10 protein-coding genes are annotated in these 15,566 nt (G+C 64.2%); 2 read left to right on the top strand and 8 right to left on the bottom strand.

Annotated features, from left to right (window positions below):
* The first annotated feature begins 13 nt into the window (after positions 1 to 13).
* Both ACQR1D_RS17555 and ACQR1D_RS17550 read left to right on the top strand, forming a co-directional pair.
* On the top strand, positions 14 to 1,699 hold the full coding sequence (locus tag ACQR1D_RS17555; protein ID WP_434839886.1) for an FAD-dependent oxidoreductase: 1,686 nt from the start codon (positions 14 to 16) through the stop codon (positions 1,697 to 1,699).
* Positions 1,700 to 1,715: 16 nt separating this feature from the next.
* A complete protein-coding gene (locus ACQR1D_RS17550; RefSeq protein WP_434839885.1) occupies positions 1,716 to 3,449 on the top strand; it encodes a thiamine pyrophosphate-requiring protein in 1,734 nt (577 codons plus the stop codon).
* A gap of 176 nt (positions 3,450 to 3,625) precedes the next feature.
* Here the strand turns inward: ACQR1D_RS17550 and ACQR1D_RS17545 are convergent, their stop codons facing one another.
* The 8 genes from ACQR1D_RS17545 to dusB all read right to left on the bottom strand — a co-directional run bounded on the left by ACQR1D_RS17545 (position 3,626) and on the right by dusB (position 15,180).
* Positions 3,626 to 5,293 (bottom strand): HNH endonuclease signature motif containing protein, encoded by a 1,668-nt coding sequence (locus tag ACQR1D_RS17545; RefSeq protein ID WP_315799948.1) that lies wholly within the window; start codon positions 5,291 to 5,293, stop codon positions 3,626 to 3,628.
* Positions 5,294 to 5,767: 474 nt separating this feature from the next.
* Positions 5,768 to 7,147, bottom strand: coding sequence for a GTPase HflX (hflX, locus tag ACQR1D_RS17540; RefSeq protein WP_315799947.1), 1,380 nt, complete (start codon positions 7,145 to 7,147; stop codon positions 5,768 to 5,770).
* 27 nt (positions 7,148 to 7,174) lie between these two features.
* Positions 7,175 to 7,423 carry an RNA chaperone Hfq gene (gene hfq / locus ACQR1D_RS17535; protein ID WP_006613906.1) on the bottom strand — a complete coding sequence of 83 codons (249 nt, stop codon included), beginning with the start codon at positions 7,421 to 7,423 and terminating at the stop codon, positions 7,175 to 7,177.
* Between the two features lie 270 nt (positions 7,424 to 7,693).
* The gene (locus tag ACQR1D_RS17530; RefSeq protein WP_315799946.1) at positions 7,694 to 9,064 is read right to left on the bottom strand and encodes a sigma-54-dependent transcriptional regulator; all 1,371 of its coding nucleotides are present in this window, start codon (positions 9,062 to 9,064) and stop codon (positions 7,694 to 7,696) included.
* Between the two features lie 17 nt (positions 9,065 to 9,081).
* Entirely contained in the window at positions 9,082 to 11,427 is a 2,346-nt protein-coding gene (locus tag ACQR1D_RS17525) for a sensor histidine kinase NtrY-like (RefSeq protein ID WP_315799945.1), read from the bottom strand.
* A gap of 175 nt (positions 11,428 to 11,602) precedes the next feature.
* The gene (gene ntrC / locus ACQR1D_RS17520; RefSeq protein ID WP_315799944.1) at positions 11,603 to 13,045 is read right to left on the bottom strand and encodes a nitrogen regulation protein NR(I); all 1,443 of its coding nucleotides are present in this window, start codon (positions 13,043 to 13,045) and stop codon (positions 11,603 to 11,605) included.
* A 9-nt stretch (positions 13,046 to 13,054) separates the two neighbouring features.
* Positions 13,055 to 14,230, bottom strand: coding sequence for a two-component system sensor histidine kinase NtrB (locus ACQR1D_RS17515; RefSeq protein ID WP_315799943.1), 1,176 nt, complete (start codon positions 14,228 to 14,230; stop codon positions 13,055 to 13,057).
* On the bottom strand, positions 14,227 to 15,180 hold the full coding sequence (dusB, locus tag ACQR1D_RS17510) for a tRNA dihydrouridine synthase DusB (protein WP_316178954.1): 954 nt from the start codon (positions 15,178 to 15,180) through the stop codon (positions 14,227 to 14,229). The genes ACQR1D_RS17515 and dusB overlap by 4 nt, the downstream gene beginning before the upstream one ends.
* Positions 15,181 to 15,566 lie beyond the last annotated feature (386 nt).

Genomic DNA, 15,566 nt, shown 5'->3' with positions numbered 1-15,566 from the left:
AAAGAGAACTGACATGAAGACGATTCAAACCCAGGTGCTCATCGTGGGTGCCGGCCCGGTCGGGCTGACCGCCGCCATGGACCTTGCCTCGCGCGGCATCGACGTCGTCGTCGCCGAGATCAGGCGCGCCGGAGAGCCGCCCAACGTGAAGTGCAACCACGTTTCCGCGCGGTCCATGGAGGTGTTCCGCCGCCTTGGTATCGTCCAACACGTGCGCGAAGGCGGCCTGCCGGCCGACTTTCCCAACGACTGCGCCTATCGCACCGCGGTCGTCGGCCGCGAGCTGACCCGCATTCCGATTCCGTCCCGCCAGGATCGCTATACGGCGACCGGTGGACCCGACACCGATTGGCCGACGCCCGAGCCGCCCCATCGCATCAACCAGATCTATCTCGAGCCCATCCTGTTCGCTTGCGCCGAGGCGCAACGCGGCATCACGATTCTCAACCGCGTCGAGGTCGATCGGTTCGACCAGGATGAAGACGGCGTGATCGCGCGGGCGCGCGATCTCGACACCGGCCAGGACATCACCATTTCGGCCGATTATCTGATCGGCTGCGATGGCGGCCGCTCCGCGGTGCGCAAGCTGATCGGCGCACGGCTCGGCGGCACCGATGTCGTACAGCGGGTGCAGTCGACCTACATCCGTGCCCCCGCGCTGAAGGACCTGATCACCCAGAAGCCGGCCTGGATGACGATGTCGCTCAACCCGCGGCGCTGCGGCACTACCGTCTCCATCGACGGCCGCGACAACTGGCTGATCCACAACCACCTCGCGGCCGAGGAAGTCGAATTCGACAGTGTCGATCGCGACTGGGCGCTGCGCACCATTCTCGGCGTCGACGACCGTTTCCAGTATGAGATCATCAGCAAGGAGGACTGGATCGGACGCCGCCTGGTGGCGGACCGCTTCCGCGATCGCCGCACCTTCATCTGTGGCGATGCCGCGCATCTGTGGATTCCCTATGCCGGCTACGGCATGAATGCGGGGATCGCCGATGCGGTCGACCTGTGTTGGATGCTCGCCGGCGTGCTGCACGGCTGGGCTGCCCCCGCCCTGCTGGACGCCTATGAGGCGGAGCGTCAGCCGATTACCGAGCAGGTGTCGCACTTCGCGATGAACCATGCGCTCGCCGTGATGAGCCAGCGGCGCGCCGTGCCTGCCGAGGTCGAAATGGAGGGCCCCGTCGGCGACGCGGCGCGTAGCAAGGTCGGCAAGGCCGCCTACGATCTCAACGTGCAGCAATATTGCTGCGCCGGCTTGAACTTCGGCTACTACTATGACCGGTCACCGGCCATTTCGTACGATGGCGAGACGCCGCCGCCCTACGGCATGGGCCATTTCACTGCGTCCACGGTGCCGGGCGCACGCGCCCCTCATGTGTGGCTCGCCGATGGCCGATCGCTGCTGGATGCGCTCGGCCCGGCCTACACGCTGGTCCGGTTCGATCCGGCCGTCGATGTCACGGCGCTCGTCGAGGCCGCAGCTCGGCATGGCGTTCCCCTGACTGTGGTCGACGTCGACCGGGCCGCGGCCGGCTATGGCTTTGCCGAAAGCCTGCTGCTGGTGCGGCCGGATTCCCACATCGCCTGGCGTGGCATGGCCGCACCGAAAGAGCCCGACGACCTCTTGGGCCGCCTGCGCGGCCTCACAACCCAGCCTGAGGCCGTGCGCCGTGACAATGCCGTCGTCGCCTGATCCTTGCCACCGCGCCATGACCCGCCACACCACCGCGCACTACTTCCTCGAGGCGCTCGTCGAGATGGGCGTCGACTACATCTTTGCCAATCTCGGCACCGATCATGTCTCGCTGATCGAGGAACTTGCGCGCTGGGACAGCGAAGGCCGACGGCACCCAGAGGTGATCCTGTGCCCCCACGAGGTGGTCGCGGTGCACATGGCGATGGGCTATGCGAGTGCGACCGGCCGCGGACAGGCCGTGTTCGTCCACGTCGATGCCGGCACGGCGAACGCGTGCATGGCCATTCAGAATGCCTTTCGCTACCGGCTTCCGGTGCTGCTGTTCGCGGGGCGGGCTCCGTTCGCGCTGCATGGCGAGCTGCCGGGAGGACGTGACACCTACGTCCACTTCGTGCAGGAGAGTTTCGATCAGGGCAGCGTCATCAGGCCCTATGTCAAATGGGAATACACGCTGCCGTCGGGCGTCGTCGTCAAGGAGGCGGTGGCCCGCGCCGCCGCATTCATGCACAGTGATCCGCCCGGCCCGGTCTACATGATGCTGCCGCGGGAAACCCTGGCCGAGACCTGGGACGAGCAGGCGATGCCGGCCTACCCGGCCGCGCGCTATGGCAGCGTCAAAGCGGGAGGCATCGAGCCGGAACGGGCGCAGGCGATCGCGGACGCGCTGATGAAGGCGGACAATCCGATCGCGCTGACCGCCTATCTCGGCCGCAGCGCCGAGGCGGTTTCCGTCATGGAGCGGCTGGCGCTGGTGTGCGGCATCCGCGTCGCCGAGTTCAATCCCGTCACGATGAACATCTGCCAGGACTCCCCCTGCTTTGCGGGCGCCGACCCCGCCGCGCTCATCGCAGGCGCCGACCTCGGACTGCTCATCGACATCGACGTGCCCTTCATTCCACAGATGCTGAAGGCGGCCGATCGGCTGCGCTGGATCCAGATCGACATCGACGCCCTGAAGGCGGACATCCCGATGTGGGGATTTGCCACCGACCTTCGCATTCAGGGCGATTCGGCCGTCATTCTCCGCCAGGTCCTGGAGATCGTCGTCGCCCGTGCCGACGATGCGTATCTGAGAAAAGTGCGCGATCGGATCACGAGCTGGCAGTCCGCCCGCGAGGCGGCACAGGCGAAACGCACGTCCGCGGCGGGCCAGAAGGGCCGGACCGGCGCGATCAACCCGGCCTATCTGTTCGCGCGGCTGCAGGCGCATCTGTCGGAGGACGACATCGTCGTCAACGAGGCGGTCCGCAATGCGCCGCTCCTGCAGCAGCAGCTTCGCCGCACCAGGCCGATGACCTATGTGGGCCTCGCTGGCGGCGGCCTCGGCTTCAGCGGCGGCATGGCGCTCGGGCTCAAGCTCGCCAATCCCTCGACACGCGTGGTGCAGATCGTCGGCGACGGCGCCTACCATTTCGCCGCACCGGATTCCGTCTACGCCGTAGCGCAGCAATACCAGCTCCCGATCCTGACCGTGATCCTCGACAACAACGGATGGCAGGCGGTGAAGGCGTCGGTTCAGCGCGTCTATCCCGATGGCACGGCCCAGCGGACGGACTCGTTTCTGTCCCGGCTCTGCACCGGCCGTCAGGACGAGCAGCGCCGTCTCGCCGACATCGCCAGCGCATTTGGGGCCCATGGCGAGCGGGTCGACGATCCCGATGCCCTCGATGCGGCGATCGAGCGCTGCGTCGCAGCCGTCGATGGCGGTCGCGCCGCGGTGCTGCATGTGGACATCACGCCGCTTTAGTTCGATCGGGCGCGACCAAACGGCGCGGTCTGACCCGGCGCGGCGGTCAGTTCTCTTTGCCTACATCGAGCTCGTCCCTGCTGACGGGGCCACTCTGGAAGTGGTCCTTGCCTGAAGATGTCGACAACTATGGAACGACACGGAGAAGGCCAGTCGAACATGAAGTATGAAATGAATCATGCCGAGCTTCGGGACAGACCCGGTAATTCTTCCAATCTGGCGAGGGACGCTTCCAGATCGGCGATCGCGCTCCCATATCGCGCGCCTGCCACGCTCCGTGCCCTAACTAGGTGCGCCCGTGCTTCCTCCAGACGCTTTACATGCAAGCAGGCCCGCACACGTGCAGCATGTATCGGAAACTTATGCCCTCCATAGCGATTGGCGCGTTCGAAAAACCGCATTGCGAGATCCAGATCAGATCTACAACGAGCAGTTAAGGTACCTAGCATCGTCCAGAACTCCGCTTCATCAACACCGAAGAGCACGTCGTGGCCGAATGCGTCTTGCCCAAAAAAACGCCGTCGCGCATCAGTCAAGATGTTTGCGAGTTGGTTTGGAGCTTCGAGGTCAGTCTCAAACTTAGATAACAGGTTAACATCGAACCACTCTTCATCCACGATGGACCTGCAAGCAATCCAAGCCTTGAAATTGTGGGCATGGTCGAAGCCCTGACGCAATGACTCCGAAAGAAACGAGAGCGCGTCATTCACAATGGTCAATCCCCTGCTTCGATCTTGCGAATATGCAGCAGTCGACGCCTCGCCTATGATGTACGCCACTCGGCTCAACGAAGGACGAAATCCGAAATCGATGCCCTTCCAAAATGCGTCTATCGACTTGGTATATTGAAATGTCTGCCGATAGAAGATTGGACGATATTTTGCAGACGCGCCGTATTCTAGAAGTTCGGGGCCCTCCAAACTCTGGCCTATAGCGGCTATCCGTTCATCATACTCCGCAACCGACCTCAGCGGGAGCAATCTTGCCTTCGAGTATTCCACGAGCAAAGACTGCAGCAACGCCGACGAGGATCTGACGAGAGACAGGCTACGTTTCGCGCAGCGTTCAGCTTCGCTGAACGAACTCTCTTGGTGTGATTGAAGTCGCTGCAAGCGGCCTCGCCACCTGACGACGGCTGACTTCACTATTAAGATATAGGCCAAGGCGTCCTGATCTTCAGCTGAAGCACTAACTGAATCGAGCTTGTCGTTCAGAGCCTTTGCCAATGTGAGCTTCTTTTGCGTATCGAATACGCTGTACTCATCCCTTAAGAAAAGCAGCATAAGCGAAACCGCGACGGGCACCTTTCGCGCGTCTGCTATCTTTCTCAGCAGAGCGGTGCTCGCCTGCAGACCCTTCTCCCATCGAGACGAAGAATAGTCGTTCTCCAACGACGTCGTCTTGAGTTCAAGTCGCGCCAACTCCACCCATTGCACGGCAGTTTCGACCAACGGGTTGAGCGCAATATCGCCTAGAACACGCTCTGCCTCCCGGAGAAGACTGCGCCCCTCTTTTGGTCCGCTCAGGGTCGCCTCATTCATCAGGTCATAGATTCGACCGACCCTGACATCTTGCGCCAACTCGTGGTGGTCGAACCTGAATGGACTGCTCTGAAACAAGTCATCTACGAATCTAGCGACGTGACGAGCTTTGTTCATGACCATCTGGAAGAGGATCGCCGGCGGGTATTCGCTCGGTTTTTCCTGATCGATCAGGTGATGGTGCTTTCGGCAAAGCAGCATCAAGTTGTTTTCAGAATCGAGATCGACGTGCGGAAACGATGCTTTGAATTCGGATCGACTGCCATCATTCACCGGCAGGATGTGGCAGAGTTCGCCGATCATCTCGATGTGCCCATTGGACCATCTTGCAGCGATTTCCCCACAAGCACCGTACTCACAGTGACCAATCGATCTCATAAAGATCGAGGTTCGGACACTCTGTCGGATTTTTTCTCTTGAGGCCATACGCGCAACCCGCATGTCGCTCGACAAAATAATCTCATTTGAACGAAAGGCACTTCTGAACGGCGTGGCCGTCGGCCGCTATTGATACAAATCAATATTATGATTGACACGTTTTAGTTGTAATTTTTTTGTCTGTAAAGTCATCCGCGTCTGTGAGCCGAGATGGCTGTTAGAGCCGTTGAATCGGCTGCATCTGTTTGATTTTGCTGCGCGATGAAGCTGATGGTGGCCCACTAAGCGGCCGCCGGAGACGCTCAAAGAATATAGCGAATAAGCGCTCAAATCAGTTGATTTGGATGGTTGCGCACTCGATCGAGTGGCAATCGATAGTGGTTGGATACCTTTACTATTCTACGCAACCCGGGGCACGCCGTGATAGCGCTCCACCACGATGTCGCGCTTGGTGGCGTCGACGCGCACGGTCATGTCGTAATGGCCCTCGTGCAGCTCCTTGGCCAGCACCTCGGCGTTGCGGTGCAGCCAGGAGATGCCGGCGCCGTCGGCGGCGTCGATGGTGAGGTCCAACGTGGTGCGCGCCGCCGCGAGCCGGTCCTCGATGGTCTGCAGCAGCGCGTCGACACCCTCCCCGGTTTCGGCCGAGACCAGCAGGCAGGGCCGCTCCGGCGGACGGCGCGCGGCGATGTTGGCGAGGTTCTCGCGCGCAGCCGCATCGAGCCGGTCGATCTTGTTCCAGACCTCGATGATGGTGTCGGTGGCCTCGGGATCGATGCCGAGCTGGCTCAGCACCAGCTCGACGTCGTGCTGCTGCGCCTCGGCATCCTCATGCGACATGTCGCGGACGTGCAGGATCACGTCGGCCTCCAGCACCTCCTCGAGCGTGGCGCGGAAGGCGGCAACGAGCTGCGTCGGCAGGTTGGAGATGAAGCCCACGGTGTCCGACAGCATCGCCTTGCCGCCATGCGGCAGCGTGATCGCCCGCAAGGTCGGATCGAGCGTCGCGAACAGCATGTCGGCGGCCTGGACGTCGGCGCGCGTCAGGCGATTGAACAGCGTCGACTTGCCGGCATTGGTGTAGCCGACCAGAGCCACGACGCGATACGGCACACGCTGGCGTCCGGCGCGATGCAGCCGCCGCGTCGCCTGGACCTTCTTCAGCTCGTTCTCGAGCCGCGTGATGCGGTCGCCGATCAACCGGCGGTCGGCCTCGATCTGGGTCTCGCCGGGACCGCCCATGAAGCCGAAGCCGCCGCGCTGGCGTTCGAGATGGGTCCAGGACCGCACCAGACGGCTGCGCTGATAGTTGAGATGCGCGAGCTCGACCTGCAGCGCGCCCTCCTTGGTCTTGGCGCGGCGGCCGAAGATCTCGAGGATCAAGCCGGTGCGATCGAGCACCTTGGTGTTCCAGGCCTTCTCCAGGTTGCGCTGCTGGATCGGCGAGAGCGCGCAATCCATCACCACCAGCTCGACGCCATGGCCGGCGATCACGCCGGCAATCTCTTCGACCTTGCCCTTGCCGAGATAGGTCGCGGGGCGAATCTGCCCGATCGGCGCGAGAATGGCCTCGGCCACGGTCAGCTCGATGGCCCGCGCGAGGCCGGCGGCCTCGTCGATCCGCGCCTCGAAATCACGCATGTCGGATTGGCCTGCTTGCGCGCCATCGTCGCCGCGGCGCGCTCGCAAGTAGGGGCCGACCACGATGACGAGCCCGGTCCCCTTGTTGTCATCCGGCCTCGACAGGCCGATGGTCCCTTCGCGATCGCGGGGTTCCAATCAGGTCACTCTCACGTCAGGTCAGACTTACGCAGACGCGTCCTCGCCACCCTCGAACAGCTGGATCGGCGCTCCCGGCATGATGGTGGAGATCGCATGCTTGTAGACGAGCTGCGAGTGACCGTCGCGCCGGAGCAGCAGGCAGAAATTGTCGAACCATGTGACAATCCCCTGCAGTTTCACGCCATTGACCAGGAAGATCGTGAGCGGCGTCTTGGTTTTGCGGACATGGTTGAGAAAGGTGTCTTGTAGGTTTTGTGCGCGGTCGGCCGCCATTGTTGTTATCTCGCAGTCTTGTGCTTTTTCTTATTGAACCTTCGACGACCCGATCGCAGGCCCCGGATTCATCGAGGTGACCCATGGTCCATTGAGATCCCCCTCGAGGGACCACGGGATGCCGGATTAGAAGACAGGCGAGCATATTAGGCAAGCCGCTTGCAGGGAAGCCGGTTCCAAAAGACCCGGATTCATCCGTAAAATTCCGGAACTGGCCGAATTTTCCAATGTAAATTCGTCCAGTCGGCAAGTTTGGCCGAGCCGAAGGCCTCAGCCGACGCCGAGCGCCTTCAGCTTGCGATGCAGGGCGGACCGCTCCATGCCCACGAACTCGGCGGTGCGCGAGATGTTGCCGGAGAAGCGGCTGATCTGGGCGATCAGATAGTCCCGCTCGAACACCTCGCGTGCCTCGCGCAACGGCAGTCCCATGATGTGCTCGCCATTGTTGCTGGTCGGCATCGCCGGCACCATCGATCCCACATCCGGCGGCAGCATGTCCGCGGTGATGATCACCTCCGGTCCACCGGCGGCCAGAATCATCACGCGCTCGACGTTGTTGCGGAGCTGACGGACGTTGCCGGGCCACACATGCGACTGCAGCACGGCCATGGCGTCCTGCCCGATCTGCCGCTTCGGCAGGCCGGTCGTGACCGAAATCTGGTCCATGAAATAGTCGATCAGCTCGGGAATGTCCTCGCGGCGCTCCGACAGCGGCGGAACCCGGATCGGCACCACCGACAGACGGTGATACAGATCCTCGCGGAAACGGCCGGCGGCAATCTCCTCCTCGAGATTCCGAGCGGTCGAGGAGATGATGCGCACGTCGACGTGCACCTTGGTGGTGCCGCCGGCGCGCTGAAACGTCTGGTCGACCAGCACGCGCAGGATCTTGTTCTGCGTTTCGCGTGGCATGTCGGCGATCTCGTCGACGAACAGCGTGCCGCCGTGGGCCTCTTCGAGCGCGCCGGTCTTGCGCGCCTGCTCGCCATTGGACTGCTCGATGCCGAACAGCTCCTCCTCCATCCGCTCCGGCGTGATCGCGGCAGCGTTGATGACGACGAACGGGCCTTCGGAGCGCGGCGACTGCGCGTGCAGCGACCGCGCGGCGAGCTCCTTGCCCGAGCCGGGAGGGCCGACGATCAGGATCCGGCTGTTGGCCTTGGCGGCGCGCTCGATGGTCTGGCGCAGCTGGTTCATCGATGGCGAGCGACCGGTCATGGTGCTCGCGGTCGGCGCCAGCTGCTTCAGCTCGCGCACCTCGCGCTTGAGCCGCGAATTCTCCAGCGCACGCGTCGCGACCAGAATCAGGCGGTCGGACTTGAACGGCTTCTCGATGAAGTCATAGGCGCCGCGCTTGATCGCGGCGACCGCCGTTTCGATGTTGCCGTGGCCGGAGATCATCACCACCGGCAGGTCGGGATGGTCCTTCTTGATCTGCTCGAGGAGCTGCAGACCGTCGAGCTTGGAGCCTTGCAGCCAGATGTCCAGGAACACCAGGTTGGGACGGCGGCTCGTGATCTCCGCGAGCGCCGAATCGCTGTCGCGCGCGGTTCGCGTCGTGAAGCCTTCGTCGTCCAGGATGCCGGCGACCAGCTCCCGGATATCGGCTTCATCGTCGACAATCAGAATATCACTCGCCATGGGTCACGCCTGTCTCGTCAGCTGCCGGTTGCGGCTTGGATTTTTGGTTCATCATTGGTCGTTTGAACCGTGTCGGCGGTTTCGCCGCCGGCCTCGGTCTTCTGCGCATTGTCAGACGCCGCCGCCTGCTCCTTCGCGCCCGTCTTGGCGGCCTGGCCGGAGACGGCAAAGCGCAGCCGCATCCAGGCGCCACGCTGGCCGGGACGAAAATCGGATGCGTCCTTCAGCTCGAGCTTGCCGCCATGGTCTTCCAGCACGCGGCCGACGATCGCGAGCCCGAGGCCGGTGCCCTTGGCGCGCGTCGTGACGTAGGGCTCGAGCAGCCGCTGCCGCGCCACCTTCGGCAGGCCGATGCCGTTGTCGATGACGTCGATCAGCACGTCCTCACCCTCGCGCGAGGCGACGACATCGATTCGGCCCTTGCCGAGCTCCGCCTCGGGCACCACCTCGATCGCCTCGGTGGCGTTCTTGATGATGTTGGTCAGCGCCTGCGAGATCAGGCGGCGATCGAACTGCGCGCGCAAGGGGTCCTGCTTGATCTCGGTCTCGATGTCGATCTCGGGATGCGCGACCTTCATCAGGAACACGGCCTGCCGCACGGTGTCGGCGACGTCCTCGCCTTCCATCACCGGCTTCGGCATCCGCGCGAACCGCGAGAACTCGTCGACCATTCGCCTGATGTCGTCGACCTGCCGCACGATCGTCTCGGTACATTGCTCAAATACCGCCTTGTCCTCGGTGATGACCTTGCCGAATTTGCGGCGGATGCGTTCAGCCGAGAGTTGAATCGGCGTCAGCGGATTCTTGATCTCGTGTGCGATGCGGCGCGCGACGTCGCCCCACGCCGAGGTGCGCTGCGCCGACACCAGCTCGGTGATGTCGTCGAGCGTGATGATGTAGCTGTCGCGCGCCTGGTTGGTCTGCTCGGCGGTGACGCGCACCGACAGATTGCGCTCATGGCCGTCGCGCTGGATCGTGATCTGGCCCTGCACCAGCCGCTGCTTGCCCTCGCGCGCGGTCTTCATCATGTCGTCGAGCTCGGGCAGCACGTCGGAGAGCGGATGATCGAGCACCTCCTGCTCGGCATGTCCGATCAGCTTCTCGGCCGAGCGGTTGAGGATGCCGACGCTGCCGGAGGCATCGACACCGATGATGCCGGCGGAGGCCGACGACAGCACCGCCTCGATGAAGCGGCGCCGGCTGTCGATCAAATCGCTGGCGCTGACCAGCTCGTCGCGCTGCGTGCGCAGCTCCTGCGTCATCTTGTTGAAGGTCTGGCCGAGCTGGGCGAGATCGCCCTCCGAGCGATGCACCGGCACCTGGACGTTGAGATCGCCGGTCGACACGGTGTTGGCCGCATTCATCAATTGCCGGATCGGTGCCACCAGCCAGTTGGCGAAGTTCAGCCCGATCAGCACCGAGGCCATCAGGATGGTCAGCGCGATCACCGCGAACATCAGCGCGAACGCGATCTGGATGCCAAAGCGGCGCGCCTCGACCTGGGCGTATTCGGCGACCGACAGCTCGGTCTGCTTGAGCTGCTCGACGACCTGCGGATCGAGCGGACGCGCGACGTAGAGGAAGGTGTCGTTAAACGCGCGCAGCCGGATCACCGCAGCGACGTAGTTCGACTCCGGCAGCACCGCGATCTCGGGTTCCTCCTCCCGGACATTGTTCAGGAAGTCGGGTGCCGGCGGCGAATAGGCCAGTTGCACCCCGCCGGACTCGGCCCAGACGATCGGATTGGTGTTCTTGTCGATGATCATCGCGCCCGGCAGATTGCGCGAGGCGGCGCTGGTGGTCAGCAGATCGCGGAAGCTGGCGCGATCCTGATCGAACAGCGGCCGCGCACGGGCGATGTCATTGGCCATGCCGATGATGTCGCCGCGGATGAACTGCGCGTGCTCCTGCATGTAGGCGCGCGCGATGGTCAGCGAGTTCTGGATCGCGACCTTGGCCGGTCCGGAGAACAGCCGGTCGAGGCCGCGATCGATGGTGACGTTGGCGGCCACCGCGACCAGCACCGCCGGCAGGACCGCGATCACCGAGAACAGGCTGACGATCTGCACGTGCAGCCGTGCCGCCGCCCGGCCGCGGCGGCGGGCCTGCACCACCTGCCAGACCTCGCGGATGATGATCCCGACCAGGACCAGGATCGTTCCGGCATCGATCAAGTAGAAGGTCTTGACGACGTCCGTCGTCGGCTCAACCGGGGTCAGCCCGACCAGCACAATGAAGGTGAGGAAGGCCGACAGCAGCGCCAGCGCAACCGCGACCGGCGCGAGCCAGGTGCGCCAGGTCCAGCGCCGGCCGTCGGCGGACGAGGAATCGAAGGGGGTGGCCGAGGTCTCTGCGCTGGTCATTCCGGCAAGGTGGGTGATGCTGAACGCGGCACGTCCGGGAATCGGACTGATGCATTCCTACCACGCTGTTGCCAAATTGCGACAAATCCGCGGCGCGGAAGCGCGACGCGGATTTGTCTACAATAATTCTCACCTGAGGCGGGCTTGAGCCAGCCGCGAAGGTATCAAAGCACCGTCAGCCGCCGCTGCGGTACACCTGGATGTCGAGGTCGCGAATCTTCTTCCGCAGCGTGTTGCGGTTGAGACCGAGCAGATCGGCGGCGCGGATCTGGTTGCCGCGCGTCGCTGCGAGCGCTGCCGTCAGCAGCGGAATCTCGATCTCCTTGAGAATGCGGTGATAGAGGCCCGGCGGCGGCACGCCGTTTGGAAAGCCCTGGAAGTGCGAGGACAGATAGGCCTCCACGGCACCACCCAGATTGTCGATTGAGGTCGGCGCGTTGGAGCCGGTGGTCACCGCGGGCGGGGCCAGCTCGCCGTCGATGACCGAGGCGGTGATGACGTCCTGCGGATACAGCGCCGCCAGGCGCCGCGCGAGGTTCTCCAGCTCGCGGACGTTGCCCGGCCAGCGGTGCTGCTTGAGCCGCTCCAACGCGGCGGCATCGAGCTTCTTCGGCGGCAGCCCGTCCTTCTCAGCCAGCGCGAAGAAGTGCCGGACCAGATCCGGCAGGTCCTCAATGCGCTCGCGCAATGGCGGCAGCCGCAGCGGCACGACGTTGAGGCGGAAGAACAGGTCTTCCCGGAACAGCCCCTGCTGGATCAGGATGCGCAGATCCTTGTTGGAGGCCGCGACGATGCGCACGTCGGTCTTGATCGGGGTACGGCCGCCGACGGTGGTGTACTCGCCCTGCTGCAGCACGCGCAAAAGCCGCGTCTGCGCCTCCATCGGCATGTCGCCGATTTCGTCGAGGAACAAGGTGCCGCCCTCGGCCTGCTCGAAGCGGCCCGAGGCGCGGGTGTTGGCGCCGGTGAAGGCGCCGCGCTCATGGCCGAACAACTCGGACTCGATGAGGTCGCGCGGGATCGCCGCCATGTTGACCGCGACGAACGGGCCGTTGCGGCGCTTGCCGTAGTCGTGCAGCGCGCGCGCCACCAGCTCCTTGCCGGTGCCGCTCTCGCCAGAGATCATCACGGTCAGATCGGTCTGCATCAGCCGCGCCAGCACGCGGTAGATGTCCTGCATTGCCGGCGAGCGGCCGACCAGCGGGATCGATTCGAACTCGCCGTCGTCGGGCTGGCTCGCCGCCCGCTCCTTCGGCTCGGCCAGGGCGCGGCCGACGATCGCGATCAGCTCCTTCAGGTCGAACGGCTTCGGCAGATACTCATAGGCGCCGCGCTCCGAGGCCTTGATCGCGGTCATGAAGGTGTTCTGCGCGCTCATCACGATGACCGGCAGGTTCGGCCGCATCTTCTTGATGCGCGGCAAGAGGTCGAACGCGTTCTCGTCCGGCATCACCACGTCGGTGATGACGAGATCGCCCTCGCCCTGGCTCACCCAGCGCCACAAGGTGGCGGCATTGCCGGTCAGCCGCACCTCATAGCCGGCGCGTGACAGCGCCTGGTTCAGGACCGTGCGGATGGCCGTATCGTCATCGGCAACGAGAATGCTACCTGCAGGCATAGGTGGTCCTCAATTTGATCCCTGTGAGGCATGCAACGGCGTCCCCGAAACGTCATCGCGATTGCTTTGGTCTGGTTGTTTGGTTGCGCTGTACATCGGCATCAGCACCCGGAAGGTCGTCTTGCGCGGCTGCGACTCGCACTCGATGATCCCGCCATGGTCGCCGACGATCTTCGCGACCAATGCAAGTCCGAGGCCGCTTCCGGTCGGCTTGGTGGTCACGAACGGATCGAACAGGTTGGGCATCAGGTCTTCCGGCACGCCGGGGCCGTTGTCCCTGACGCAGAACTCCAGCGGCAGCGACACCCGCGACTTCTTGCCGGGCACCGACAGTCGCACGCCCGGGCGGAACGCGGTGGTGAGCTGGATCTCCGCATCCGAGCCGAGGTCGACGACCGCTTCGGCGGCATTCTTGACCAGGTTGAGAAACACCTGGATCAACTGGTCCTGGTTGGCGAGCACCGGCGGCAGCGATGGATCGTAATCCTCGACGAAGCGGATGTTGCGGGCAAAGCCGGATTGCGCCAGCCGCTTCACGTGGTCGAGCACGGAGTGGATGTTCACCGGCCCGCGCGCCACCGGGCGGTCGTCGCCGAACACCTCCATGCGGTCGACCAAAGTGACGATGCGGTCGGCCTCGTCGCAGATCAGCCGGGTCAGCATGCGGTCCTCCGAGGAGGCCTGCTGCTCCAGGAGCTGCGCGGCGCCGCGGATGCCCGACAGCGGATTCTTGATCTCGTGCGCCAGCATCGCGGCCAGCGCGATCACCGAGCGCGCGGCGCTGCGATGGGTAAGCTGGCGGTCCATCTTGTCGGCGATGGTGCGCTCCTGCAGCATCACCACGATGTGGCCGGGCCGCTCCGGCAGCGGCGCGACGTGGAGGTCGACGAGGCGATCGGCGCCGGTGCGCGGCGTGCCCAGATCGACCTTGTACTCGTTGACCGGCGCGCTCGTGGTTCGGACCTGGTCGATCAGCGCCAGCAAGGGGCTGCCGAACGGCACCAGCTTCTTCAGCGATTGCCGCTGCAAAAACTGCGTCGAGGAATCGAAGAACGATTCCGCCGCCATGTTGGCGTCCATGATCATGCCGTCCGGGCCGATGACGAGAACCGGATTGGGCAAGGCGTTGAGGATGGCGTCGCCATCCGACGGAAGTCGCTTGCGCTGTTCTGCGGCTGAGCTCATGCGGCTGCACTCCAGGCAAAATCGTCGAAAGCGTCACGCAGCGCCCGATGCACCAAAGACGGCTGCTCGGACGTCAGGATACGGTCGCGCCAGGCCTTCAGTTTTTCGGCCGGCGCGCGGGCATGCTCGGCGGCGACGTCGAGCCCCCAACTGAGATGCTTGCGGGCGTGGCGCAGGCCGACACGCGCGCCATAGTGGCGGCAGATCTCGTCATAGAGCGCCGTGAGCAGTGCGAGCTGCTGCGCCAGCTCGGGCGCACCCTCTTCGGCACCGCCGTCGAGCCGGCGGCCGATCTGGCCCGGCAGCCAGGGCTGACCCTGCGCGCCGCGGCCGATCATCACGGCATCCGCGCCGGAGGCGTCGAGCGCCTTGCGCGCGTCTTCGTAGGTGGTGATGTCGCCGTTGACGACGACCGGCAGATCGACGGCGTCCTTCACCGCGCGCACCGCGCTCCAGTCGGCCTCGCCCTTGTAGAACTGCTGCCGGGTGCGGCCATGCACCGTGATCAGCTGCACGCCCGCGGCCTGCGCGCGGCGCGCCAGCTCCGGCGCGTTCAGGCTGCGCTCGTCCCAGCCGAGCCGCATCTTCAGGGTCACGGGCACATCGACGGCCTCGACCGTCGCCTCGATCAAGGTCAGCGCATGATCGAGATCGCGCATCAGGGCCGAGCCGGACTGGCCGCCGGTGACATGCCGCGCCGGGCAACCCATGTTGATGTCGATGATATCGGCGCCGCCGTCCTCGGCGACCCTGGCGCCCTCCGCCATCCAATGCGCCTGGCAGCCGGCGAGCTGCACGACATGTGGCCCGATGCCGCTGGCCTCGCAGCGCAACCGGGATATCCACCGCCCGCGCACGAGATCGTCGCTCGCGGTCATCTCGGACACCACCAGACCGGCGCCGAGCTCGGCCGCGAGTCGGCGGAACGGCGCGTCGGTGATGCCCGACATCGGCGCCAGAATGGCCCGGTTGGCGAGCGAAACGTCGCCTATCTTCAAGGCTTTGGCTGGTGGTTTGGCCGGACCGGTCACGAACGACTCTTAAAGCTCTTTGGACGCATCATCGCGTCTGCGCTGCACTCTCAAGCACAAATCTTGGGCAGTCAAGCGTCATGCCTACACTTTAGCCAAAACGATCAGTATTTCAAGTGCAGTGCAGCAAAATATGCTTGTTCGGCAGTCATGGTAAACCCTTGAGCCGCCGGATTTTTGCATGGCTCCACGGCGGTTCGCAGCAGCGGATCGGCCTTCAAGTGCCTCACGGCGCCTTACGAACGCGTCGCGGTCGCAGTCGCCGCTCGAGTCATGTGTGATCCCGCTCGCTTAACATCCTCTGC

The organism is Bradyrhizobium sp. HKCCYLRH2047 (assembly GCF_051168175.1).
Classification (GTDB): Bacteria; Pseudomonadota; Alphaproteobacteria; order Rhizobiales; family Xanthobacteraceae; genus Bradyrhizobium.
Note: the sequence above shows the minus strand (reverse complement) of the source record. Positions and strands in the feature narration are given on the sequence as shown.